Here is a 25579-nt window from a genome sequence, read left to right as displayed (position 1 = left end):
ACCGTTTCGGTGCTACCGATGATCTACGCTGGTGCGACAAGGTTGCATGTTAAGCCAGACAGCGTTGATGTAAGTAAACAAAGCAACAGGCGTGCCAGAATTGAAGTTTGGGAGGAAATTGTCGGGCGGCGCCGGCGCCGGAGAGCAGGCCGGGTAAGGCGTAGCCGCCACCCGGCAACAGAAGGTAAGGTTATTTACGACGCTGACGCAGGCTCATCAGCACTGCGCCAAAGCCGAACAGCACGGTCAAAATCCACAGCGGCCAGTTCCCGGTGCGCGCGTAAGGGGTGAGCCCGGTAGTTGGCGTGACGTTAGTAGTCAGCACCTCACGGGTAAATTGCGGGATCATGGCCTGGATTTCACCCTGCGGACCAATCACGGCGGTAATGCCGTTATTGGTGCTGCGCAGCAACGGACGCGCCAGCTCCAGAGAACGCATTCGCGCCATCTGGAAGTGCTGCCACGGACCAATCGATTTACCGAACCACGCATCGTTTGAGATGGTCAGCAGATAGTCGGTGTCCGGGCGGAAATTATCGCGCACCTGCTCGCCGAGGATAATCTCGTAGCAAATGGCGGCCGTCAGGGCAAAACCGTGCGCATGCAGCTGCGGCTGGACGTAAGGGCCCCGGCTGAATGAGGACATCGGCAAATCAAAGAACGGTGCCAGTGGGCGCAGAATAGACTCCAGCGGAACAAATTCGCCAAACGGTACAAGGTGGTTTTTGTTGTAACGATTGGTCGAGGTATAGCTGTATTCGCTGTCCTTACCGAGCGTAATGATCGTGTTGTACGTGTCATAGCGGTTCTGCTGATTGAGACGCGCATCCACAATTCCGGTGATCAGCGTACTGCCGCGTGCGCGCAGCAGATCGTCCATCATCTTCAGGAAGGGCTGCTGATTGATCTCCAGGTCTGGGATCGCAGACTCAGGCCAGATGATGAGCTGCGATTTGCCCATCACCTTTTCAGTGGCGTTGGCGTAGATTTTCAGCGTGTTCAGCAGCTGATTCTCATCCCATTTCAGGGACTGCGGGATATCGCCCTGGACCAGAGAAACCTGCGTGGCGCGCGCGGGCTCCAGCGTAAACCACTGGATATAACGCAGCGGGAAGGGCAGGGCAAACAGGATTAACGCGGCAACCAGCGGCTTCCAGTTACGTGTCACCAGGGCCAGCACCAGCAGGCCGCTGACGATCATCAACAGGAAGTTGATGGCTTCCACGCCCATGACCGGGGCCAGGCCTTTCAGCGGGCCGTCTACCTGGCTATAGCCGAACTGCAACCACGGGAAGCCGGTCAGTACCCAGCCGCGCAGAAATTCGGTGATTTGCCAGACAACGGGTGCCGCTATCGCCACGCGCAGCCAGGTCGTTTTTGGCCACAGGCGAGACAGGATGCCCGCGAACAGGCCAGTGTAGAGCGAAAGATAGGCGGCGAGCAGCACAACCAGGAAGACGTTAACCGGCCCCGGCATTCCGCCAAATTGCGCGATACTGACGTAGACCCAGTTGATACCAGAGCCAAACAGTCCCAGCCCCCAGAAGTAGCCGATGGCCGCGGCCTGTACCGGACGACGGTTCAGGGTAAGCCCCTGTAGCCCCATCAGGGAGAGAATAGCGGCTGGCCAGATATCGTAAGGAGAAAAAGCCAGCGTACCGCTGGCTCCGAGTAACAGCGCCAGCAGCAAACGGACGCGCTGGCGTTCAAAGAGTGGGGCAAATGCCATTTACATTAATCTTCCAGTTTTGGCACCGGTGAGTCGTCCGGCATTCTGACGTGAACCTGAATAATACGTCGGCTGTCAGCCATTGCGACCTTGAACTGGTAACCATCGATGTCAACGGTTTCACCGCGGGCCGGAAGATGGCCGAAGGCCTGCATCACCAGACCACCAATGGTGTCCACTTCTTCATCGCTGAAGCTGGTGCCAAAGGTATCGTTGAAGTCTTCAATGGAGGCCAGCGCGCGCACGGTCCAGGTGTGGCGGCTCAGCTGACGGAAGTCAATATCCTCTTCTTCGTCATACTCGTCTTCGATTTCGCCCACGATCAGCTCAAGGATGTCTTCGATTGTGACCAGACCGGAAACGCCACCAAATTCATCAATAACAATCGCCATGTGATAGCGCTGGGAGCGAAACTCCTTCAGCATCCGATCCACACGCTTACTTTCCGGCACAACCACGGCCGGGCGTAACACCTTTTCCATACTGAAGGCTTCGGCATCGCTGCGCATAAATGGCAGCAGATCTTTCGCCATCAAAATCCCTTCAATGTGATCTTTATCTTCGCTGATGACCGGGAAACGTGAGTGAGCCGATTCGATAATCACATCGAGGCACTCGTCCAGCGTCTGGTTGCGTTTCAGGGTAATCATCTGCGAGCGGGGGATCATGATGTCGCGGACGCGCTGGTCGGCGATGTCCATCACCCCTTCGAGCATTTCGCGCGTATCTTCGTCGATAAGGTCGTTCTGCCCGGAATCACGAATCAGCTCCAGCAGTTCATCACGGTTTTTCGGTTCGCCGTGGAAAAGCTGGTTCAGAATGAGGGAGAAAAATCCCTTTTTAGTGGTTGTCGTGTCGCTACTGTGTGAATTGTCGTCGCTCATGGCGTTTGTTAAGGGTTCTCTTGTTAGTTCAACGTTAACCGCCGCGCTATGTCCCTGCGCGGCGGCATGGTAGTCAGTGACTGACTATTCTTTCTCGGCAATGTACGGATCCTCATAGCCCAGAGCAAGCATTATCTCTGTCTCGAGGGATTCCATCTCTTCCGCTTCGTCATCTTCAATATGGTCGTAACCCAGAAGATGCAGGCTACCGTGCACCACCATGTGTGCCCAGTGCGCTTCCAGCGGCTTTTGCTGCTCTTTGGCTTCCTGCTCAACCACCTGACGGCAGATGATCAGATCGCCCAGCAGCGGCATCTCAATGCCCGGAGGGGCTTCGAACGGGAAAGAGAGCACGTTGGTCGGCTTATCTTTCCCGCGGTAGGTCAGGTTGAGCTCATGGCTTTCTGCTTCATCCACCAGGCGAATCGTGACCTCTGATTCTTCCTGAAACTGGGGGATAACGGCATCCAGCCATTTCTGAAACTGTGCCTCTTCTGGCATGCCGGAATTATCTTCACAGGCCAGCTGTAAATCGAGGATCACCTGACTCATTTCTGTTCATGCTCCTGCGCTTCGCGCTTACGTTCTGCGGCCAGTTCGGCCCTGCGCTTCTGATCTGCCTCTTCCCAGGCCTCATAAGCGTTAACGATACGCGCGACCACCGGATGGCGTACCACGTCTTCACTGTGGAAGAAGTTGAAGCTGATTTCCTCTACCTCAGCCAGGACTTCGATGGCGTGACGCAGACCCGATTTGGTGTTACGCGGCAGGTCAATCTGGGTGACGTCACCGGTGATAACCGCTTTCGAGTTAAAGCCAATACGCGTCAGGAACATCTTCATCTGTTCGATAGTGGTGTTCTGGCTCTCATCCAGAATGATGAACGCGTCGTTAAGCGTACGGCCACGCATGTAGGCCAGCGGGGCCACTTCAATCACGTTACGCTCGATGAGCTTTTCAACTTTCTCGAAGCCGAGCATTTCGAACAGCGCGTCATACAGCGGGCGCAGATACGGGTCGACCTTCTGGCTCAGATCGCCCGGCAGGAAGCCCAGTTTTTCACCGGCTTCAACAGCAGGGCGGGTCAGCAGGATACGGCGGATCTCCTGACGCTCAAGCGCATCGACCGCAGCAGCAACGGCCAGATAGGTTTTACCCGTACCCGCCGGGCCCACGCCGAAGGTGATGTCATGGTCGAGAATATTGGCGATGTACTGCGCCTGGTTCGGGGTACGAGGCTTAATCACGCCGCGTTTAGTTTTGATGTTGATGGCTTTGCCATAGTCCGGCACGCTCTCCGCGCTCTGCTCAAGCACGCGCGCCTCTTTGATGGCCAGGTGGATCTGTTCAGGTTCAATATCCTGGATCTCACCGCGCATCGGGGCGGTATCAACATACAGGCTGCGGAGAATATCTGCCGCGGCGTTGACGCAGATTGGGCGTCCGGTGAGTTTGAAATGGTTATCGCGACGATTGATTTCGATACCCAGACGTCGCTCCAGTTGTTTGATGTTGTCATCAAACGGCCCGCACAGGCTCAGCAGGCGAGCGTTGTCTGCGGGCTCAAGGCTAATTTCACGCGTATCTATGTTCAAACGGTTCCTCTTTAATTGGTTAACTGACCTGTGGCCACACGGCGTAATAAAACGGTCATTACCGAAATTATTCACGCCACAGAATAAAGGCGCAAGCGTTGCGGTAGATATTGGGGGTGATGAGAGGAAATACAAGGCCTGCCGGACAGGCAGGCCAGGAGGATCACGGCTGGTAAATACCTACGCCAGAGTCGTTGACCTTGCGGGTGCGAGAGATAACGGATTCCGGAGTCTGTGCAATTCGCAGACCCATTTCATCCTCAGTGCGTACCACCTTCCCGCGCAGCGAGTTCGTGAGCACTTCGACAATCTCGACGTCCACAAACTTACCGATCATGTCCGGGGTGCCTTCAAAATTCACCACGCGGTTATTTTCGGTTCGACCAGACAGTTCCATGATGCTCTTACGTGAGGTGCCTTCCACCAGAATACGCTGGACAGTGCCGAGCATGCGACGACTCCAGGCGTTGGCCTGCTGGTTGATACGCTCCTGTAGAATATACAGACGCTGCTTTTTCTCTTCTTCCGGTACATCATCAACCATATCGGCCGCAGGGGTGCCCGGGCGCGCAGAGAAGATAAAGCTGTAGCTGACGTCGAAATTCACCTCGCCGATGAGCTTCATGGTGCGCTCGAAGTCATCAGCGGTTTCGCCAGGGAAGCCGACGATAAAGTCGGAGCTAATCTGGATATCCGGGCGCGCTTCACGCAGCTTGCGGATGGTGGACTTATACTCCAGCACCGTATGTGGACGACCCATCAGGTTCAGCACGCGGTCAGAGCCGCACTGGATAGGCAGGTGCAGGAAGCTCACCAGCTCTGGCGTATCGCGATAGACGTCAATAATGTCGTCGGTAAATTCCATCGGATGGCTGGTGGTAAAACGAATGCGGTCGATGCCGTCAATCGCCGCCACCAGACGCAGCAGTTCAGCAAAGCTGCCGGTGGTACCGTCGTAGTTTTCCCCGCGCCAGGCGTTCACGTTCTGCCCCAGCAGGTTCACTTCGCGAACGCCCTGCGCGGCAAGCTGCGCGATTTCAAACAGGATATCGTCTGCCGGGCGGCTCACTTCTTCACCGCGGGTGTAAGGCACCACGCAGTAAGTACAGTATTTGTTGCAGCCTTCCATGATGGAGACGAAGGCGGTCGGGCCATCAGCGCGCGGCTCTGGCAGACGGTCAAATTTCTCGATCTCCGGGAAGCTCACGTCAACCACCGGGCTACGGCTGCCGCGAACCTGGTTAATCATCTCTGGCAGGCGGTGCAGGGTTTGAGGGCCAAAAACGATATCCACATAGGGGGCTCTCTGGCGGATCAGCTTACCTTCCTGCGATGCGACGCAGCCACCCACGCCAATGATCAGGTCCGGATTTTTCCGTTTGAGAAGCTTCCAGCGGCCTAACACATGAAAGACTTTTTCCTGTGCTTTTTCACGAATTGAACAGGTGTTCAGCAGCAGCACATCGGCTTCTTTCGCATTTTCAGTCAGCTGGTATCCGTGGGTGGTATCCAGCAGATCGGCCATCTTCGATGAATCGTATTCGTTCATCTGACAGCCCCAGGTTTTTATATGGAGTTTTTTAGTCATCGACTTGCTCAGCTCAGGATTGCAAGCCGCGTATTGTAATGCTTTGGTGCGGTTGTGACCAGTATGAAGGTTGTCAACCTCAGGGCCGCAAAAATCCGGTAAACTTAAGGTATTCTTCAATAAGGAATAGTGACCATGACACTCCTGAACACCGAAGTTGCCGTTGTTGGCGGCGGTATGGTCGGCGGCGCACTGGCGCTGGGGCTGGCGCAGCAGGGATTTGACGTAACCGTTATTGAACAGGCGGCTCCGCCGGCATTCGATCCTGCCAGCCAACCGGACGTACGTATTTCCGCCATCAGCGCGGCCTCTGTTGATCTGCTTCGCGGGCTGGGCGTCTGGGAGGCGGTGCTGGCGATGCGCGCGCATCCTTACAGCCGTCTCGAAACCTGGGAGTGGGAAAATGCTCATGTGTCGTTTGATGCCGCCGAGCTGAAACTGCCGCGCCTGGGCTATATGGTGGAAAACAACGTGCTCCAGCAGGCACTCTGGCAGGCGCTGGAGGCGCACCCGAAGGTGACGCTGCGCGTGCCGGACTCGCTGAAAGGCCTGCATCGTCATGAGGGCGGGTATCTCCTGACGCTGGACAACGACGATGAGCTGGCCGTAAAGCTGGTGGTGGGAGCGGATGGCGCGAACTCGCAGGTCAGGCAGATGGCAGGCATTGGGATCCATGCCTGGCAGTACCAGCAGTCCTGCATGCTGATCACCGTTCAGTCAGAAAACGCGCCGGGCGAAAGCACCTGGCAGCATTTTACGCCGAACGGCCCGCATGCATTCTTACCGCTGTTTGATAACTGGGCTTCGCTGGTGTGGTACGACAAACCGGCGCGCATTCGACAGTTGCAGGGGCTGTCCATGGATCAGTTGCAGCGCGAAATCCGCCAGCACTTCCCGAGCCGTCTGGGCAACGTGACCCCGGTTGCCGCCGGCGCATTCCCGCTGATGCGACGCCATGCGTTGCAGTATGCCCGTGAAGGACTGGTGCTTGTGGGGGACGCGGCGCACACCATTCATCCGCTGGCGGGGCAGGGGGTGAATCTGGGATACCGTGACGTCGATGCGTTACTGGATGTGCTGGGTAACGCTCGCGCCCACGCGGAAGCCTGGGCCAGCCATCAGGTTCTGAAGCGCTACCAGACGCGCCGTATGGCGGATAACTTCATTATGCAGTCGGGGATGGATCTGTTCTATGCCGGGTTCAGCAATGATGTTGGTCCGGTGCGTATAGTGCGCAATATTGGATTGATGGCAGCGGAACGTGCCGGTGGTCTGAAGCGTCAGGCCCTGAAGTACGCCCTCGGACTCTGATCTTTATTCCCTCTCCCCGTGGGAGAGGGTTAGGGTGAAGGCATCAGGCCGCACTATTCTGAACAACAAAAACAAAAAAGCCCGCAGAGCGGGCTTGTTTGTTTAAAGTGGCTGGGGTGCAGGGATTCGAACCCCGGAATGCTGGTATCAGAAACCAGAGCCTTACCGCTTGGCGACACCCCAATTGCGTTAAACAAACTGCTTAACGACTTTAAAGTGGCTGGGGTACGAGGATTCGAACCTCGGAATGCCGGAATCAGAATCCGGTGCCTTACCGCTTGGCGATACCCCAACAATGTTCAGTTTACCGAATCGTATTCGATAACGTAAATATGGTGGCTACGACGGGATTCGAACCTGTGACCCCATCATTATGAGTGATGTGCTCTAACCAACTGAGCTACGTAGCCAGTACTGCAATCTTCGATGGCTGGGGTACCTGGATTCGAACCAGGGAATGCCGGTATCAAAAACCGGTGCCTTACCGCTTGGCGATACCCCAATACCGCGGAGAACCGCATGATCGAAGAAATATGGCTGGGGTACCTGGATTCGAACCAGGGAATGCCGGTATCAAAAACCGGTGCCTTACCGCTTGGCGATACCCCATCCGTGCAACGCTTACCTGGGAATGGTGCGGGAGGCGAGACTTGAACTCGCACACCTTGCGGCGCCAGAACCTAAATCTGGTGCGTCTACCAATTTCGCCACTCCCGCAAAAAAGATGGTGGCTACGACGGGATTCGAACCTGTGACCCCATCATTATGAGTGATGTGCTCTAACCAACTGAGCTACGTAGCCATCTTTTTTTCGCGTTACCTTATCGGCGTTGCGGGGCGCATTATGCGTATAGACCCTTGCAGCGTCAACACCTTTTTCAATGAAAATAGCCGGAATGTGACTGTTTGGTTAGGTTGCGAACAGCGAGGCCGAATATTCGACAATTATTGGTTATTAATCGATTTTATGCCGGGAAAAGAGAGGCAAAAAAATCAGGCCCCGGAGGGCCTGATTATAGTCTGGACATTATTTATAAGCAGACTGGTGAACGCCCACCGCGCGTCCTGACGGATCGTTCATCGCTTTGAAGGATTCATCCCATTCAATGGCTTTAGCAGAAGAGCAGGCGACCGAAGGACCACCCGGTACGCACTCGGCTGCGCTTGGAACCGGGAACAGCTCCTCAAAGATCTCACGGTACAAATACGCCTCTTTCGAGGCTGGCGTGTTGTACGGGAAACGGAAGCTCGCAGTTTCCAGTTGTTGATCAGAAACCTGTTTCGCCGCCACCTCTTTCAGGGTGTCGATCCAGCTGTAGCCTACGCCATCGGAGAACTGCTCTTTCTGACGCCACGCCACGCTCGCCGGCAGGTAGGATTCAAAACATTCACGCAGGATATGTTTCTCCATTTTGCCGTTGCCGCACATTTTGTCCTGCGGGTTGATGCGCATCGCCACATCGAGGAATTTCTTATCGAGGAACGGCACGCGGGCTTCCACACCCCAGGCGGACATCGCTTTGTTGGCGCGCGCGCAGTCAAACATGTGCAGCGCCTGTAGCTTACGCACCGTTTCTTCATGCAGCTCTTTGGCGTTTGGCGCTTTGTGGAAATAGAGGTAACCGCCAAACACTTCGTCAGAACCTTCGCCGGAGAGCACCATCTTGATGCCCATCGCTTTGATCTTCCGCGACATCAAATACATCGGCGTGGAGGCGCGAATGGTGGTCACATCATAGGTTTCAATGTGATAGATCACATCGCGGATCGCATCCAGACCTTCCTGTACGGTGAAGTGAATTTCATGGTGCACCGTGCCAAGATGGTTCGCCACTTCCTGGGCGGCTTTCAGGTCAGGTGCCCCTTCCAGACCCACGGCAAAGGAGTGCAGTTGTGGCCACCAGGCTTCAGAGCGCTCCTGATCTTCCACGCGACGTGCGGCGAATTTCTTGGTGATCGCGGAGATCACGGAGGAGTCCAGACCGCCGGAGAGCAGTACACCGTAGGGGACATCTGACATCAGGTGGCTTTTCACTGACTCTTCCAGCGCCTGACGCAGTTCGGCTTTGTCCGTCACGTTGTCTTTCACCGCTTCATAATCAAACCAGTCGCGCTGGTAGTACGGGCGGATCTCGCCGTCCTGGCTCCACAGGTAGCTACCTGCCGGGAACTCTTTGATGGTGCGGCATACCGGTACCAGGGCTTTCATCTCTGAGGCAACGTAGAAGTTACCGTGTTCATCGTGTCCCATGTACAGCGGGATAATACCAATATGGTCGCGGCCAATCAGGTAAGCGTCTTTTTCGCTGTCGTACAGGGCGAAGGCGAACATACCTTGCAGGTCGTCGAGGAACTCCGGGCCTTTCTCCTGATACAGCGCCAGGATCACTTCGCAGTCTGAGCCGGTCTGAAACGCGTAGCGATCGCCGTACTCAGCGCGCAGCGCCTGATGGTTGTAAATTTCACCGTTAACAGCCAGCGCGTGCGTTTTTTTCTCGTTATACAGCGGCTGTGCGCCAGCGTTGACATCAACAATGGAGAGACGTTCGTGAGCCAGAATCGCTTTATCGCTGGCGTAAACGCCTGACCAGTCCGGACCGCGATGGCGCATCAGGCGGGACAATTCGAGTGCTTTTTTACGCAGTTCGCCCGCGTCAGTTTTAATATCCAGTACGCCAAAAATAGAACACATAACCTTCTCCGTTAACCCTGTTGCGTTGTGATGTTGCTTGCTTATGAAAATGCCGCAAAAAGGGGAGGGGGCGCAAGCGTTTTACCGATGTAAACGTAAAAAGTGCAATGGCAATTGCCGAATCTTAAAAAAAGTGTATGCCTTAAGTAATTTAATTGATGATTTCTCAATGAAGAGCTGATTTCGTTAGATGAAGTGATGTTTTCAGACAGCAGAAATGAAAAACCACGCCTTGAGGCGTGGTTCTGAATCAAATAACGTCGATTTCGTCGACAGAGGGGTAAATCCAGCTTGGCCGGAACGGCATCGTATCAATGTCATCAAGCTGTGAAACGCCAGAAAGCACCAGGATGGTTTCAAGCCCCGCCTGGAAGCCAGCAAGGATATCGGTACGCAGGTTGTCGCCCACAATGACGGTTTCTTCTGAGTGTGCCTGCATCGTATTCAGTGCGGCGCGGATAATCCACGGGCTCGGTTTACCGACAACAAACGGCTTACGGCCCGAGATTTTTTCGATACCGGCACACAGCGCACCGCAGGCGGGATAAAAACCGCGACCGTGCGTGTCCGGGTTGGTGGCGATAAAACGCGCACCGTTGGCGACAAAGTAGGCTGCCTTATGCATCATCTCCCAGTTAAAGGAGCGCGTTTCGCCCACGATGACAAAGTCCGGGTTCACGTCGGTGATGGTGAAGCCCGCTTTATACAGCTCGTGGATCAGCGCACCTTCGCCAACGACATAGGCTTTTTTGCCTTCCTGACGCTTCAGGAAATCCGCGGTCGCCATCGCAGAGGTATAGAACACGCTGTCCGGGACGTTGACGCCCGCGGTAGCAAAGCGGTTTGCCAGATCCTGACCAGTCTGTGAAGGGTAGTTCGTGAGAAGAACCAGTGGCATTCCTTTGTCGATGATGCGGTGAAGAAACTCCGCAGCACCCGGCACGGCAACGTTGTCGTGCATCAGCACGCCGTCGATATCACAAATTACATTCTTAATGGTCATGGACAATCCGACATCAAAAAAAGAAGGCGTTACTATAAGATCCGATCAGGATTCCAGCAAATGTTGCAGCAGGATCCCGTTCAGCATGGCACGTTTTACCAGGGCGAATGCGCCAATTGCCGAGCGGTGATCGAGCGTAGATCGCACCACCGGCAAATTCTGGCGAAATGCCTTCAGCGCCTGGGTATTGATGCAGCCTTCAATGGCGGGCAGTAACACTTTTTCGGCTTCAACGATCTCGCCGGCAATCACCACCTTTTGCGGATTAAACAGGTTGATGGCAATGGCGATGGTCTTACCCAGGTGGCGTCCTACCTGTTCGATCACTTCGCAGGCCAGCGCATCGCCTTTGTTTGCCGCTTTGCAGATGGCGCCGATCTTACAATCGTCCAGCGTGACGCGGCTCTGGTAACCCTGCTCCAGCAGATGGCGAACGCGATGTTCAATGGCGGCGTTGGCGGCAACGGTTTCAAGACAGCCAAAATTACCGCAGTGGCAACGCTCGCCAAGCGGTTCCACCTGGATATGACCAATCTCGCCTACGTTACCGTTACGACCAATAAAAATGCGGCCATTCGAGATGATGCCCGCACCTGTACCACGGTGAACGCGCACCAGAATAGAGTCTTCGCAGTCCTGGCTCGCACCAAAGTAGTGCTCCGCCAGCGCCAGCGAGCGAATATCGTGACCAACAAAGCAGGTCAGCTTGAAGCGCTTTTCCAGCGCCTCAACCAGCCCCCAGTTCTCTACCTTAATATGCGGCATGTAGCGAATAACGCCGCTTTCCGGGTCAACCAGGCCGGGCAAAATCACCGAGATGGCGATGAGTTCACGGATCTTGCGCTGACAGCTTTCGATAAACTGCGCAATGGTATTCAGTAACGCATGTTCAAGCGTCTCCTGCGTGCGCTCAGGAAGGGGGTAATGCTCTTCGGCAATGGCCTTGCTGCTCAGGTCGTAGAGCGTAAGAGTGGTGTCATGACGTCCTAAGCGAACGCCAATGGCCTGAAAATTGCGGGTTTCCGTGACGATGGAAATCGCGCGGCGGCCCCCGGTGGAGGCCTGCTGATCGACTTCTTTGATCAGGCCGCGCTCAATAAGCTGACGTGTAATTTTTGTCACGCTGGCGGGAGCAAGCTGGCTTTGTTCGGCTATCTGAATGCGTGAGATTGGCCCGTGCTGGTCAATCAGGCGATAAACTGCCGCGCTGTTAAGTTGTTTAACGAGATCGACATTACCGATTTGAGCTTGTCCGCCTGGTGTCATACTTTTACTTACTCAGTGACGACCTCGTTACCATTAACGATGGTCTTAATAATTTTATAATCGTGTGTGAACGCCGTCAGGTTTGCAACCATACCTGGCGCAATACCACCGAGCTGTTTATCGACGCCAATGGCGCGCGCCGGATAAAGCGTGGCCATGCGCAGCACTTCCTCAAGCGCGATGCCGCAATGTTCAACGAGGTTACGTACCCCTTCGATCATCGTCAGAGAAGAACCGCTCAGCGTGCCGTTCTCATCCACACACAGTCCATTCCGGTAGTATATTGTTTTACCAGCAAAAATGAACTGGTCAATATTCGCTCCTGCCGGAGCGGTAGCATCCGTCACCAGGCAGAGCTTGTCGCCTTTCAGGCGTTTGGCGTTGCGGATGTTGGTGTAATCGACATGCAAGCCGTCGGCGATAATGCCGCAGTAGACGTCTGGTTCATCCAGAATTGCGCCAACCAGTCCCGGTTCGCGGCCAGTAATATAGGGCATCGCGTTATAAAGGTGTGTGGCAAATGTAATGCCTGCGCGGAAACCGGCCTTCGCCTCTTTCAGCGTCGCGTTCGAATGGCCCGCAGATACCACAATCCCGGCGGCGGCCAGTTTGCTGATAACGTCCGTGCCGGTCATTTCCGGGGCCAGCGTCACTTTGGTGATCACATCGGCATTGGCGCACATGTAATCCACCAGCTCGGCATCCGGTTTGCGCACGTAGTTTGGGTTATGGGTGCCTTTCTTGACCATATTCAGCCAGGGCCCTTCCAGGTGCAGCCCCAGCGCCTGATTCGGATGTTTTGCCAGGTATTCGCGCATGACGCGGATACCCTGTTTCATCAGGTCATCGCTGCTGGTGATCAGCGTTGGCAGATAGCTGGTGCAGCCCGATTTCTCGTTGGCTTTCTGCATGATTTCCAGCGTTTCAACCGTCACCGCCTCTGCGGTATCGTTAAACTGGACACCGCCGCAGCCGTTAAGCTGTACGTCGATGAAACCGGGGGAGATTACAGCTCCATTGAGTGAACGCTGTTCGATCTCCGGCGGCAGTTCCGCCAGCGGGCAAACACGTTCAATCAGGCCATTGGCGATTACAATCGCATGGTCATCCAGAATTTCATGGCCGGTATAAATCCGACCGTGAGTTAAAGCGTACATATCGACCCCCGGTTAAAAAAAGCGACCGCCCCGGATAAAAGAGGCGGTTATTCAATTACAGACCTTTGATGTTCTCAGCTTCCAGCTCGTTGAAGTATTTCAGCGTTTTCACTTTCAGCTCCATGGTGGACGGTTCGTCACACACGACAACCGCTTTTGGATGCAGCTGTAAGCAGCTGATCGTCCACATATGGTTCACGTTGCCTTCAACGGCAGCCTGAAGCGCTTGCGCTTTCACCGCGCCCAGCACCAGAATCATCACTTCTTCGGCATCCAGCAGCGTGCCCACGCCCACGGTCAGCGCGTATTTAGGTACCTGATTGACGTCTCCGTCAAAGAAGCGGGAGTTAGCCACGCGCGTATCATGGGTCAGCGTTTTAATACGGGTACGGGAAGCCAGTGAAGATGCCGGTTCGTTGAACGCGATATGACCATCGTTGCCTACGCCGCCCATAAACAGGTGGATTTTACCGTAGGAACGGATTTTTTCTTCATACTGACGGCATTCTGCGTCAATATCAGGCGCGTTTCCATTCAGCAGGTTAATGTTTTCAGCCGGAATATCAACGTGATCGAAGAAATTACGGTGCATAAAGCTGTGGTAACTTTCCGGATGTTCCTTTGGCAGGCCGACATATTCGTCCATGTTGAAGGTCACAACGTGTTTAAAGCTAACCTGGCCCGCTTTGTGCATTTCAACCAGAGCTTTATAAGCGGTCAGGGGCGTGCCGCCGGTTGGAAGACCGAGAACGAAAGGACGATCGGCTGTTGGTTTGAACGCGTTGATGCGGTTAACGATATGACGAGCAGCCCATTTTCCGACTTGTTCAGCTGTTGCCAGGGGAATCAGTCTCATTATTCACCTCTAAAGTTTAAGTAAAAGTGGGCGGATGATTAGTGCAACCTGAACTAAGCGTAACCTGGAACCTTTCAGGCCGGATCAATCCGTCTTGATTTTTTGAATGATAAAATAAGTTTTCGTCGTTAGCCAGTGACAGGGAGGGTTTAATACGATATTTGGTGACAATAATCACAAAAAATAGGTGTTTAATTTGCGATACGAATTAATTTTTCACACACTCACACTGCCAGTGAATCATCAACTGTATCTATCGTTCGTGACACAATAAAAACATAGTTTATGCGCGAGTCTTAACAAAGGGTCTCGTAGGGGGAATAGGATGAATATTTTAGGTTTTTTCCAGCGCCTCGGTAGGGCTTTGCAGCTCCCTATCGCCGTGCTACCGGTTGCAGCATTGCTGCTGCGATTCGGGCAACCCGATCTTCTTAACGTGCCGTTTATTGCCCAGGCAGGCGGCGCAATTTTTGACAACCTGGCGCTGATTTTCGCCATCGGTGTGGCGTCAAGCTGGTCAAAAGACAGCGCGGGTGCCGCGGCACTGGCAGGGGCTGTCGGTTACTTCATCCTCACGAAAGCGATGGTAACCATCAATCCTGAAATCAACATGGGTGTGCTGGCAGGTATCATTACTGGCCTGGTGGGTGGCGCCGTGTACAACCGTTGGGCAGGTATCAAACTTCCTGACTTCCTGAGCTTCTTCGGCGGTAAACGTTTTGTGCCGATTGCGACGGGCTTTTTCTGTCTGATCCTCGCCGCCATCTTTGGCTACGTTTGGCCACCGGTGCAGCATGCTATCCATGCGGGTGGCGAGTGGATCGTGTCTGCGGGCGCAATGGGTGCGGGCATCTTCGGTTTCATTAACCGTCTGCTGATCCCAACCGGTCTGCATCAGGTACTGAACACCATCGCCTGGTTCCAGATTGGTGAGTTCACCAACGCGGCCGGCGCGGTATTCCACGGTGATATCAACCGCTTCTACGCAGGCGACGGCACCGCGGGCATGTTCATGTCTGGCTTCTTCCCAATCATGATGTTTGGTCTGCCTGGCGCGGCGCTGGCAATGTACCTGGCTGCGCCGAAAGCGCGTCGCCCAATGGTTGGCGGGATGCTGCTGTCCGTTGCGATCACCGCCTTCCTGACCGGCGTGACCGAGCCACTGGAATTCCTGTTCATGTTCCTGGCTCCGCTGCTGTATCTGATGCATGCGATCCTGACCGGTATCAGCCTGTTCGTCGCCACCCTTCTGGGTATCCATGCTGGCTTCTCCTTCTCCGCAGGCGCCATCGACTATGTGTTGATGTACAACCTGCCGGCGGCAAGCAGCAACGTCTGGATCCTGATGGTGATGGGCCTGATCTTCTTCGTTATCTACTTCGTTCTGTTCAGCGCGGTTATTCGTATGTTTAACCTGAAGACGCCTGGCCGCGAAGATACGAAAGATGATGTTGTGACCAGTGAAGCCAACAGCAATACCGAAGAGGGTTTAACCCAACTGGCAACCAGCTACATTGCCGCTGTGGGTGGCACCGACAACCTGAAAGCGATCGATGCCTGTATTACCCGTCTGCGTCTGACCGTAGGTGACTCCGCGCGCGTGAGCGATGCAATGTGCAAACGCCTGGGTGCGTCTGGTGTGGTGAAACTGAACAAACAAACCATCCAGGTTATCGTGGGTGCGAAAGCCGAATCTATCGGCGATGAAATGAAAAAAGTGGTTGCCCGTGGGCCGGTCGCTGCCGCCTCAACGGATAACGCGCCAGTGGCTGACGCGCCGGTTGCAAAACCGCAGGCTGTGCCAAACGCGGTGACCATCGCTGCGCTGGTTTCTCCGGTGACAGGTGACGTTGTTGCGCTTGAACAGGTGCCTGACGAAGCGTTCGCCAGCAAAGCGGTCGGTGACGGCGTGGCGGTGAAACCAACGGACAAAACTGTGGTCTCTCCGGCTGCCGGTACTATCGTGAAAATCTTCAACACCAACCATGCGTTCTGCCTGGAAACGGAAAAAGGCGCGGAGATCGTTGTCCATATGGGTATCGATACCGTTGCGCTGAACGGCCAGGGCTTTACTCGCCTGGTGGAAGAGGGTGCTGAAGTGGCGGCAGGCCAGCCGATTCTGGAAATGGATCTGGACTTCCTGAATGCCAACGCGCGCTCCATGATAAGCCCGGTCGTGTGCAGCAACATCGACGACTTCAGCGGTCTGGTGATCCAGGCGCAGGGGCAGGTAGTTGCAGGCCAGACGCCACTGTATGAGATTAAAGGCAAGTAATCGCTCCTGAGTAGAGTTATGCCTTTAGCGGCGGGGGATATCCTCCGCCGCTTTTTTTTGCAGCAATTGCCCCCATTATTTTCTTCCGGGACGTTTTAAGGGTTGTCACTACGTCCGGCTTATAAGATCATATGCCGTTATACGTTGTTTACGCTTTGAGGAATCCACGATGAGTGAGGCAGAAGCCCGCCCGAGTAACTTTATTCGTCAGATCATCGATGAAGATCTGGCCAGTGGTAAGCACACCACAGTCCACACGCGTTTCCCGCCGGAGCCAAATGGCTACCTGCACATTGGTCACGCCAAATCGATCTGCCTGAACTTTGGTATTGCGCAAGATTACCAGGGGCAGTGCAACCTGCGTTTCGATGACACCAACCCAGTAAAAGAAGACATCGAATACGTTGAGTCGATAAAAAACGACGTGCAATGGCTGGGCTTCAACTGGTCTGGCGATATCTGCTACTCCTCAGACTATTTCGATCAGCTGTATGCCTACGCGGTTGAACTGATTAACAAAGGTCTGGCATACGTCGACGAATTGTCAGCTGACGAAATCCGTGAATACCGCGGTACGCTGACTCAGCCTGGTAAAAACAGCCCGTTCCGCGATCGTAGCGTGGAAGAGAACCTGGCGCTGTTTGAAAAAATGCGTGCCGGTGGCTTCGAAGAAGGTAAAGCGTGTCTGCGTGCCAAAATCGATATGGCGTCTCCGTTCATCGTGATGCGCGATCCGGTGCTGTACCGCATTAAGTTCGCTGAACACCACCAGACCGGTAACAAGTGGTGCATCTACCCGATGTACGACTTCACCCACTGCATCAGCGATGCGCTGGAAGGCATTACGCACTCTCTGTGCACGCTGGAATTCCAGGACAACCGTCGTCTGTACGACTGGGTGCTGGATAACATCACCATTCCTGTGCATCCGCGTCAGTACGAGTTCTCTCGTCTGAACCTGGAATACACCGTGATGTCCAAGCGTAAGCTGAACCTGCTGGTCACTGACAAGCACGTTGAAGGCTGGGACGACCCACGTATGCCGACCATCTCTGGCCTGCGTCGTCGTGGCTACACCTCCGCCTCCATTCGTGAGTTCTGCAAACGTATCGGCGTCACCAAGCAGGACAACACCATCGAAATGGCGTCTCTGGAATCCTGCATTCGTGAAGACCTGAACGAAAACGCGCCGCGCGCGATGGCGGTGATCGATCCAGTGAAACTGGTTATCGAAAACTATCCGCAGGGCGGAAGCGAACAGGTCTCGATGCCTAACCATCCGAACAAACCGGAAATGGGCATCCGCGACGTGCCGTTCAGCGGTGAAATCTGGATCGATCGCGCCGACTTCCGCGAAGAAGCGAACAAGCAGTACAAGCGTCTGGTGCTGGGCAAAGAAGTGCGTCTGCGTAACGCATATGTGATCAAAGCCGAGCGCGTAGAGAAAGATGCGGAAGATAACATCACGACCATCTTCTGTACGTACGACGCAGAGACGCTGAGTAAAGATCCGGCGGATGGCCGTAAAGTAAAAGGTGTAATCCACTGGGTGAGCGCGCAGCATGCGCTGCCGGTTGAGATCCGTCTCTACGATCGTCTGTTCAGTGTGCCTAATCCAGGCGCTGCGGAGGACTTCCTGGCGGTCATTAACCCTGAGTCTCTGATTATCAAGCAGGGGTATGCCGAGCCGTCTCTGAAAGCCGCTGAAGCCGGTAAAGCGTTCCAGTTTGAACGTGAGGGTTACTTCTGCCTGGACAGCCGTTACAGCACGGCAGAAAAACCGGTATTTAACCGTACCGTCGGTCTGCGTGATACCTGGACTAAGATCGGCGAATAATAACGCTGCTCTGGTCAATGAGAAACAAACGCCGCGTAATGCGGCGTTTTTTTATTTAACGATCATGTCGTTAAGCATCGGGATAATCATTTAAACCCAACATTCCAGGTCAATGTGGTGCTACTTATTTTATTTAAAAAAAGTTTGTTGTTTTCCAAAAACAGAAACACTGAAAAATATATTCACAATATCAATGTTACTTACTGAAAATTAGCGCATTCCCCCGCCAGTACTCGCTTCCCGGTAAATGTTACAAAGCACTACGAAATATGTGCTCTTCGTCATAATCCTGACTTTTGCCTGATTAAAACCATTGATAATTCGCGTCGCGAAAAATAACCTAAAGACGGTAGTTAATTCGAGGGTATTTCTGACTACCCCTGACCATTTGGTCTTTTCTGTTTTTCGCCGTTTAGGGCGTTTTAATTCGTCAAAGAGGAATAATCTATGCGTACGTTCAGTGGCAAACGTAGTGCGCTGGCGCTGGCTATTGCCAGTGTGACAGCAATGTCGGGCCTGGTGATTGCGCCAGAGGCAAAAGCAGCAGGTTTCATCGAAGATTCCACCCTCACGGGCGGTATTTATTACTGGCAGCGTGAGCGTGACCGTAAAGACGTCACTGAAGATAAATACAAAACCAACCTTTCTCACTCGACATGGAACGCCAACCTGGATTTCCAGTCGGGATATGCCGCCGATATGTTCGGGATCGATATTGCCGCGTTCACCGCAATTGAAATGGCCGAAAATGGCGACAGCGGCCATCCGAACGAAATTGCGTTCTCCTCCAGTAATAAAGCCTACGACGAAGACTGGTCCGGCGATAAAAGCGGTATCAGCCTGTATAAAGCGGCTGCAAAATTCAAATATGGCCCGGTCTGGGCGCGGGGTGGTTATATCCAGCCAACCGGCCAGACGCTGTTAGCGCCGCACTGGAGCTTTATGCCAGGCACCTATCAGGGGGCGGAAGCCGGTGCTAATTTTGACTACGGCGATGCGGGGGCGTTGAGCTTCTCCTATATGTGGACCAACGAGTACAAAGCGCCGTGGCACATTGAGATGGACAAGTTCTATCAGAACGATAAAAAAACCAAAGTTGATTATCTCCACTCGCTGGGAGCGAAGTACGACTTTAAAAACGATCTGGTGCTGGAAGCTGCATTTGGTCAGGCTGAAGGCTATATCGATCAGTACTTTGCTAAAGCCAGCTACAAATTTGATATCGCGGGTAGCCCGCTGAGCACCAGCTATCAGTTCTACGGTACGCGCGACAAGGTCAGTGATGGCAGCGTAAATGATATCTATGACGGCACCGCGTGGTTACAGGCGCTGACCTTCGGCTACAAGGTAGGTCAGGTTGATTTGCGTCTGGAGGGAACATGGGTCAAGGCAGAAGGGCAGCAGGGCTACTTCCTGCAACGTATGACCCCAACCTACGCCTCTTCCAATGGTCGTCTGGATATCTGGTGGGATAACCGCTCTGACTTCAACGCCGACGGCGAAAAGGCAGTTTTCTTCGGCGCAATGTATGACCTGAAGAACTGGAACCTGCCTGGCTGGGCTGTGGGCGCGTCCTACGCTTACGCCTGGGATGCGAAGCCAGCGGATATGGCTACGCCAGACGCCTACTACGATCCAAACTACCGTCTGAAAGAGTCTTCATACAGCCTGGATGCGATTTACACCCTTCAGGAGGGCCGTGCGAAAGGCACGATGTTCAAACTGCACTTCACCCAGTATGACAACCACTCCGATATCCCGAGCTACGCGGGCGGCTACGGCAACATCTTCCAGGATGAACGTGACGTGAAATTCATGGTCATTGCGCCATTTACCATCTTCTGATGAACACGCTGGCGGGCGAGATCCCGCCAGCATGGAGACTGCATATGATGAAAAAAATGGTAATCGTTGCGCTGCTGGCATCGGGGCTGGTGGCGTGTGCGCATGATCAGGCGCAGAAAGAAGACTCCCGTCTGAAGGAGGCGTATAGCGCCTGTATTAATACTGCCGAAGGATCGCCGGAGAAAATTGAAGCCTGTCAGAGCGTGCTGAATGTGCTGAAAAAAGAGAAAGCGCATGAGCAGTTTGCGACGCAGGAAAATGTTCGCGTGATGGATTACCAGGCCTGTATCCAGGCGCGGAAAACCGGTAACGATCAGGAAGTGGCGAAGCGTTGCGATAAGATCTGGAACGAGATACGCAATAACAATAAATAAGTTGCTTTACGCCCGGTGGCGCAGCGTCACCGGGCTTTTTTCAGGCAAAAAAAAGCCAACCTCACGGCTGGCTCAGAGTATGAACACTCACTTATTTTGCGTCGTGCGCATGTTCATTTTCGCGGCAATCACCTTCAGCACAGTGACCGTACAGGTACAGGCTGTGGTTGGTCAGGCGGATGCCATGACGGGCGGCGATTTCACGCTGGCGCGATTCAATGGAATCATCGCTAAATTCAATGACCTTGCCACAATCGAGGCAGATCAGGTGATCGTGGTGGTGCTGCTGAGTCAGCTCGAACACGGATTTACCGCCTTCGAAATTATGACGAGTAACAATGCCCGCGTCATCAAACTGGTTCAGCACACGATAGACGGTTGCCAGCCCAATCTCTTCACCCATATCGATAAGACGCTTATAAAGGTCTTCCGCACTGACATGGTGATTGTCTGGCCCCTGAAGCACTTCAAGGATTTTTAACCGAGGAAGCGTTACTTTCAGGCCAGCTTTCTTTAATGCGGTATTGTTGTCAGTCATGCGGAATCTGTCCTGTTGCTAAACGATTCACTTCAAAAGAAGAAGTGACAGAAAATGCACTTGGGATAATGCGTCTCATTATAGAACTGCCATGGCTAAATGAAAACTGCAAGTCTCAAGCAAAGTATGCTTATAAAAACGTGGTATCACCAACAAACTTGTTCGATGGCACCCACTTTTTACCAGGGGGATATTGTACAGGTCTGGGCGAAAAAGTTAAAAGTTTGTAGCAATTAATTTAATCGGTTTTACCTGGAAAACGGGCGCAACCGGAGTTGCGCCGCAGGGATATCAGGCGTTAAGGATATCGTCCAGGTTCAGCTCTTCACGAACCTGCTTAACCCATTTTTCTACACGCTCAGCGGTCAGCTCTGGCTGACGGTCTTCATCAATGGCCAAGCCAACGAAGTGATCGTCATCTGCCAGACCTTTGGAAGCTTCGAAATGGTAACCCGCCGTTGGCCAGTGACCGACGATCGCCGCACCGCGTGGCTCAATGATGTCGCGAATAGTGCCCAGCGCATCACAGAAATACTCAGCATAGTCTTCCTGATCGCCACAGCCAAACAGGGCAACCAGCTTGCCGTTGAAGTCTACTTCTTCCAGCGTCGGGAAGAAATCGTCCCAGTCACACTGTGCTTCACCGTAGTACCAGGTGGGGATGCCCAGCAGCAGGATGTCATAGCCCTCGAGATCTTCTTTGCTGCTCTTGGCGATGTCATGCACATCAGCAACGTCTTTACCGAGCTGTTTTTGAATGTTTTTTGCGATATTTTCAGTATTGCCGGTATCACTGCCAAAGAAAATGCCGATGATTGCCATGAGTAAAATAACCTCTTGAAACTTAATGGTATGGTGGCGCAAATTGACCACGGATAAGGGCAATAATAGCAGAACAGGCAACCCTGCGGAAACAGCTATCACGCAGGACTGCACTCTGTGCTACATGAAAAAGGTAATATTGGGGATTTTCTGACTCACGCCTTGCCGCGTAACGTCTCAAGCTGGGCGATCAGCATCTCTTCGATCAGTTCGCTGCGGCTGATGTTGCGCGCGTCAGCTAACTCGTTAAGCGCATCGACGGCATCGGCATTCAGCTTCAGTTCGACACGCTTAAGCCCACGATTTTTATCGCGTTTAAGCTGGTTGCGTTTATTGATACGCAGCTGTTCATCGCGCGAAAGCGGATTCGTTTTCGGTCGTCCCGGTCGACGCTCATTCGCGAACAGATCTAGTGTCGTACGGTCCGTTTGTTCTTTGGCCATGATTCTGAGACTTCGGGGGAAACACGCCGCCCTGCTAATGCCCGGGCGATAAGCGCGCCATCATACATCACCCAAATCCACACGCCAACGACTGGAAGCCCGTCGTCTTCCGGTCGCTGGCTTTTTAATCAATTCGCTGTATCAGTAAGATAGCGGCGAATGGCGCGCAGGACGGCATCCGGTTTTTCCGCGTGTACCCAGTGCCCGGCACCCGCAATGACGTGAGCGCGAGCCTGCGGGAATTGCGCCAGCAGCGCGTCACGGTACGCGTCAGTGACGTAAGGGGAGTTGCCGCCGCGAATAAAAAGGGTAGGGTGCGGCCAGGCGGGGACGGCTTCCCAGCCCACAATATGCGAATACTGATCCCACAGCACCGGGACGTTAAAGCGCCATTGCCCGTCAACAAACGATTTCAGCAGGAACTGGACCACGCCTTCTTCATCAAGATGCTCGCGCATAACGGCAGCCGCCTGTTGGCGGGTTGCGACACCCGCTTCGGTGACCGCATTGATGGCGGCAAAAATCTCATCGTGACGGCGAACGTCGTAATTGACGGGCGCAACGTCGATGACCACCAGCCCGGAAATTCGCTCAGGTGCCAGCGCAGTGAGCGCCATCACCGCTTTACCGCCCATTGAATGCCCGATAAGCGTCGCTTTCTGAATATTATTCGCATCGAGGGTGTCCCGCAGATCCTGCGCCATGGCTGCGTATGTCATCTCCTCCGAGCGCCCTGAAAGACCGTGATTGCGCATATCAACCTGGAGGATCTCGTGATCGGTCACTAAATCGCGCGCCAGCACACCCAGATTATCCAGGCTACCAAACAGGCCGTGAACCAGTACGATGGGAGAATTATTGTTCGGCGATTGTGCAGTTTGCGCTCGGGTATTCAATTTCATGGCAAAGTTCTTTTTTTAGGTTTGTCAGGTTAGGGTATCATGTTGACCATTCTGCCGCCCGGGGGCAAGGATCCAGTTTAATCTGACTTTTGCCGCCAACCTGGTTTGACGCTATCCGCTGTTGGGATTTGACCTTATAATCTCAACGACTTGTATTCAGATAAGATATCGCACTGGATTAAGATGAAAACAATCGAAGTTGATGACGAACTCTATCAGTATATTGCCAGCCAGACGCGGCATATTGGGGAGAGCGCGTCCGACATTTTACGGCGCATGCTTAAAATTTCCGCCGCCTCACAGCCCACTCCTGTCACTAAAGATGTCGTGTCTCAGCCGAGCGTTGTTGCACAAGTAAAACCTGCCGTCATGCCGGCAAAGGACAAAGTGCGCGCGATGCGCGAGCTGCTGCTGTCCGATGAATATGCCGAGCAGAAAAAGGCCGTTAACCGCTTTATGCTGGTGCTGTCTACACTTTACTCACTGGATAACAACGCATTTGCAGAAGCGACAGAGTCGCTGCACGGTCGCACGCGCGTTTATTTCGCAGGCGACGAGCAGACCTTGCTGCAAAATGGCAACCAAACCAAACCCAAACACGTTCCCGGTACGCCATACTGGGTGATCACCAATACCAATACGGGCCGCAAGTGCAGCATGATCGAACATATCATGCAGTCCATGCAGTTCCCGGCGGAATTGATCGAAAAGGTTTGCGGTACAATTTAACCCTTGCATCAGAAGGACCAGGCAATGGCAAATCACAGCCGTGCAGGACAACCTGCGCAACAACGCGATTTGATTAACGTCGCTCAACTGACCGCGCAGTACTACGTGCTGAAACCGGTGGTGGGCAACGCAGAACACGCAGTGAAGTTTGGTACATCTGGCCACCGCGGCAGCGCGGCGCGCCACAGCTTTAACGAACCGCACATTCTGGCCATTGCTCAGGCCATCGCGGAAGAGCGCGCCAAAAATGGCGTCACCGGTCCGTGCTATGTAGGGAAAGATACCCACGCCCTGTCTGAACCTGCTTTTATCTCCGTGCTGGAAGTGCTGGCGGCGAACGGCGTAGACGTGATTGTTCAGGAGAACAACGGTTTCACGCCAACGCCTGCGGTGTCTAACGCTATTCTGGTACACAACAAAAAAGGTGGCGCGCAGGCTGACGGCATTGTGATCACCCCGTCCCACAACCCACCGGAAGATGGCGGCATCAAGTACAACCCACCAAACGGTGGCCCGGCGGATACCAACGTCACGAAAGTGGTGGAAGATCGCGCCAACGCGTTACTGGCTAACGGTCTGAACGGCGTGAAGCGTATCTCACTGGATGAAGCCATGGCCTCCGGCCACGTGAAAGAGCAGGATCTGGTTCAGCCGTTCGTGGAAGGGCTGGCGGATATCGTCGATATGGCCGCTATCCAGAAAGCCGGTCTGAAGCTGGGCGTGGATCCACTGGGCGGCTCCGGTATTGAATACTGGAAACGCATTGCCGAGCACTACAAGCTGGATCTGACCATCGTGAACGATCACGTCGATCAGACCTTCCGCTTTATGCACCTGGACAAAGACGGCGCGATCCGTATGGACTGCTCCTCCGAATGCGCAATGGCTGGCCTGCTGGCGCTGCGCGACAAGTTCGATCTGGCGTTTGCTAACGACCCGGACTACGACCGTCACGGTATCGTCACCCCGGCTGGGCTGATGAACCCGAACCACTACCTGGCTGTGGCCATTAATTATCTCTTCCAGCACCGTCCGCAGTGGGGCAAAGAGGTCGCGGTGGGTAAAACGCTGGTCTCTTCCGCCATGATTGACCGTGTGGTCGATGCGCTGGGCCGCAAGCTGGTGGAAGTGCCGGTGGGCTTCAAGTGGTTTGTTGACGGTCTGCACGACGGCAGCTTCGGCTTTGGCGGTGAAGAGAGCGCGGGGGCATCCTTCCTGCGCTTCGACGGCACCCCATGGTCAACCGATAAAGACGGCATCATCATGTGCCTGCTGGCGGCGGAAATCACCGCGGTCACCGGTAAGAACCCGCAGGAACATTACAACGAGCTGGCGGAACGTTTTGGTGCGCCAAGCTATAACCGTATCCAGGCTGGCGCCACGTCTGCGCAAAAAGCAGCTCTGTCAAAACTCTCTCCGGAGATGGTCAGCGCCAGCACCCTGGCAGGTGACCCGATCACCGCGCGTCTGACGGCGGCGCCGGGTAACGGCGCATCCATCGGCGGCCTGAAGGTGATGACCGAAAACGGCTGGTTCGCCGCGCGTCCATCCGGTACGGAAGATGCGTACAAAATCTATTGCGAAAGCTTCCTCGGCGCTGAGCATCGTCAGCAGATTGAGAAAGAAGCGGTAGAGATTGTCAGCGAAGTGCTGAAAAACGCGTAAGTGGTGTTTGGTGCGGGCTGATGCCCTCACCCCGGCCCTCTCGCACGGGGAGAGGGAGAAAACACTAA

21 protein-coding genes, 7 tRNA genes and 1 pseudogene are annotated in these 25579 nt (G+C 54.1%); 7 read left to right on the top strand and 22 right to left on the bottom strand.

Translation table 11 applies throughout. From position 1 onward, the window contains the following. Positions 1-190: 190 nt before the first annotated feature. From lnt to miaB, 5 genes are all read right to left on the bottom strand, one after another. A complete protein-coding gene (lnt, locus tag AM329_RS10685) occupies positions 191-1729 on the bottom strand; it encodes an apolipoprotein N-acyltransferase (protein ID WP_032608861.1) in 1539 nt (512 codons plus the stop codon). Positions 1730-1734: 5 nt separating this feature from the next. Then, complete coding sequence (gene corC / locus AM329_RS10680) at positions 1735-2613, bottom strand: CNNM family magnesium/cobalt transport protein CorC (RefSeq protein WP_003858679.1); 879 nt, start codon at positions 2611-2613, stop codon at positions 1735-1737. An 84-nt stretch (positions 2614-2697) separates the two neighbouring features. Beyond that, positions 2698-3165 (bottom strand): rRNA maturation RNase YbeY, encoded by a 468-nt coding sequence (gene ybeY, locus AM329_RS10675; protein WP_003858677.1) that lies wholly within the window; start codon positions 3163-3165, stop codon positions 2698-2700. After that, positions 3162-4208 carry a PhoH family protein gene (locus AM329_RS10670; protein ID WP_003858674.1) on the bottom strand — a complete coding sequence of 349 codons (1047 nt, stop codon included), beginning with the start codon at positions 4206-4208 and terminating at the stop codon, positions 3162-3164. Before AM329_RS10670 ends, ybeY begins: the two co-directional genes overlap by 4 nt. A 163-nt stretch (positions 4209-4371) precedes the next feature. Beyond that, a complete protein-coding gene (gene miaB / locus AM329_RS10665; protein ID WP_003858672.1) occupies positions 4372-5796 on the bottom strand; it encodes a tRNA (N6-isopentenyl adenosine(37)-C2)-methylthiotransferase MiaB in 1425 nt (474 codons plus the stop codon). Between the two features lie 135 nt (positions 5797-5931). On the opposite strand from miaB, the gene ubiF reads away from it, so the two are divergent. Next, positions 5932-7107 carry a 3-demethoxyubiquinol 3-hydroxylase gene (gene ubiF / locus AM329_RS10660; RefSeq protein WP_003858670.1) on the top strand — a complete coding sequence of 392 codons (1176 nt, stop codon included), beginning with the start codon at positions 5932-5934 and terminating at the stop codon, positions 7105-7107. Positions 7108-7215: 108 nt separating this feature from the next. Here ubiF and AM329_RS10655 read toward each other — a convergent pair. The 12 genes from AM329_RS10655 to nagB all read right to left on the bottom strand — a co-directional run bounded on the left by AM329_RS10655 (position 7216) and on the right by nagB (position 14081). Beyond that, positions 7216-7290 (bottom strand) — tRNA-Gln (locus AM329_RS10655). Positions 7291-7324: 34 nt separating this feature from the next. After that, a tRNA-Gln gene (locus tag AM329_RS10650) sits at positions 7325-7399 on the bottom strand. Positions 7400-7440: 41 nt separating this feature from the next. After that, positions 7441-7517 (bottom strand) — tRNA-Met (locus AM329_RS10645). A gap of 17 nt (positions 7518-7534) precedes the next feature. Beyond that, positions 7535-7609 (bottom strand) — tRNA-Gln (locus tag AM329_RS10640). Positions 7610-7641: 32 nt separating this feature from the next. Then, positions 7642-7716 (bottom strand) — tRNA-Gln (locus AM329_RS10635). A gap of 23 nt (positions 7717-7739) precedes the next feature. Further along, positions 7740-7824, bottom strand: a tRNA-Leu gene (locus AM329_RS10630). An 8-nt stretch (positions 7825-7832) separates the two neighbouring features. Next, positions 7833-7909 (bottom strand) — tRNA-Met (locus AM329_RS10625). Positions 7910-8134: 225 nt separating this feature from the next. Next, positions 8135-9799, bottom strand: coding sequence for an asparagine synthase B (gene asnB, locus AM329_RS10615; protein ID WP_003858669.1), 1665 nt, complete (start codon positions 9797-9799; stop codon positions 8135-8137). A gap of 250 nt (positions 9800-10049) precedes the next feature. After that, the gene (gene nagD, locus AM329_RS10610; protein ID WP_003858667.1) at positions 10050-10802 is read right to left on the bottom strand and encodes a ribonucleotide monophosphatase NagD; all 753 of its coding nucleotides are present in this window, start codon (positions 10800-10802) and stop codon (positions 10050-10052) included. Between the two features lie 45 nt (positions 10803-10847). Then, complete coding sequence (locus AM329_RS10605; RefSeq protein ID WP_017694286.1) at positions 10848-12068, bottom strand: N-acetylglucosamine repressor; 1221 nt, start codon at positions 12066-12068, stop codon at positions 10848-10850. 8 nt (positions 12069-12076) lie between these two features. Further along, positions 12077-13225, bottom strand: a complete 1149-nt coding sequence (nagA, locus tag AM329_RS10600; RefSeq protein WP_003858664.1) for an N-acetylglucosamine-6-phosphate deacetylase — start codon at positions 13223-13225, stop codon at positions 12077-12079. Positions 13226-13280: 55 nt separating this feature from the next. Next, positions 13281-14081 carry a glucosamine-6-phosphate deaminase gene (nagB, locus tag AM329_RS10595; protein WP_003858663.1) on the bottom strand — a complete coding sequence of 267 codons (801 nt, stop codon included), beginning with the start codon at positions 14079-14081 and terminating at the stop codon, positions 13281-13283. 325 nt (positions 14082-14406) lie between these two features. Between nagB and nagE the strand changes: the two genes are divergently transcribed. After that, positions 14407-16356, top strand: a complete 1950-nt coding sequence (nagE, locus tag AM329_RS10590; RefSeq protein WP_003858662.1) for a PTS N-acetyl glucosamine transporter subunit IIABC — start codon at positions 14407-14409, stop codon at positions 16354-16356. A gap of 169 nt (positions 16357-16525) precedes the next feature. Further along, a complete protein-coding gene (gene glnS, locus AM329_RS10585; RefSeq protein ID WP_032608865.1) occupies positions 16526-18193 on the top strand; it encodes a glutamine--tRNA ligase in 1668 nt (555 codons plus the stop codon). A gap of 252 nt (positions 18194-18445) precedes the next feature. Here glnS and AM329_RS26340 read toward each other — a convergent pair. Next, positions 18446-18514 (bottom strand): annotated as a pseudogene (locus AM329_RS26340) (hypothetical protein); the annotation flags it as partial. A 126-nt stretch (positions 18515-18640) separates the two neighbouring features. Between AM329_RS26340 and chiP the strand changes: the two are divergent. Beyond that, positions 18641-20038, top strand: coding sequence for a chitoporin (gene chiP / locus AM329_RS10580; RefSeq protein ID WP_003858660.1), 1398 nt, complete (start codon positions 18641-18643; stop codon positions 20036-20038). A gap of 47 nt (positions 20039-20085) precedes the next feature. Continuing rightward, complete coding sequence (gene chiQ, locus AM329_RS10575) at positions 20086-20412, top strand: ChiQ/YbfN family lipoprotein (protein WP_003858658.1); 327 nt, start codon at positions 20086-20088, stop codon at positions 20410-20412. Positions 20413-20503: 91 nt separating this feature from the next. Here chiQ and fur read toward each other — a convergent pair whose 3' ends face one another. The 4 genes from fur to ybfF all read right to left on the bottom strand — a co-directional run bounded on the left by fur (position 20504) and on the right by ybfF (position 23117). Then, positions 20504-20950 (bottom strand): ferric iron uptake transcriptional regulator, encoded by a 447-nt coding sequence (gene fur, locus AM329_RS10570; protein WP_003858655.1) that lies wholly within the window; start codon positions 20948-20950, stop codon positions 20504-20506. A 291-nt stretch (positions 20951-21241) separates the two neighbouring features. Further along, the gene (gene fldA, locus AM329_RS10565) at positions 21242-21772 is read right to left on the bottom strand and encodes a flavodoxin FldA (RefSeq protein WP_003858653.1); all 531 of its coding nucleotides are present in this window, start codon (positions 21770-21772) and stop codon (positions 21242-21244) included. 155 nt (positions 21773-21927) lie between these two features. After that, entirely contained in the window at positions 21928-22215 is a 288-nt protein-coding gene (gene ybfE / locus AM329_RS10560) for a LexA regulated protein (RefSeq protein ID WP_003858652.1), read from the bottom strand. Between the two features lie 128 nt (positions 22216-22343). Next, complete coding sequence (gene ybfF / locus AM329_RS10555; RefSeq protein ID WP_003858651.1) at positions 22344-23117, bottom strand: esterase; 774 nt, start codon at positions 23115-23117, stop codon at positions 22344-22346. Between the two features lie 183 nt (positions 23118-23300). Here ybfF and seqA point away from each other — a divergent pair, with 183 nt between their 5' ends. After that, the gene (gene seqA, locus AM329_RS25500) at positions 23301-23846 is read left to right on the top strand and encodes a replication initiation negative regulator SeqA (RefSeq protein ID WP_003858650.1); all 546 of its coding nucleotides are present in this window, start codon (positions 23301-23303) and stop codon (positions 23844-23846) included. A gap of 24 nt (positions 23847-23870) precedes the next feature. Continuing rightward, a complete protein-coding gene (pgm, locus tag AM329_RS10550) occupies positions 23871-25511 on the top strand; it encodes a phosphoglucomutase (alpha-D-glucose-1,6-bisphosphate-dependent) (protein ID WP_003858649.1) in 1641 nt (546 codons plus the stop codon). Positions 25512-25579 lie beyond the last annotated feature (68 nt).

Origin of the sequence: Enterobacter cloacae complex sp. AR_0002 (genome assembly GCF_001922365.1) — a bacterium.
Taxonomy (GTDB): Bacteria; Pseudomonadota; Gammaproteobacteria; order Enterobacterales; family Enterobacteriaceae; genus Enterobacter; species Enterobacter hormaechei_C.
This window is presented reverse-complemented; position numbering and strand designations above follow the sequence as displayed.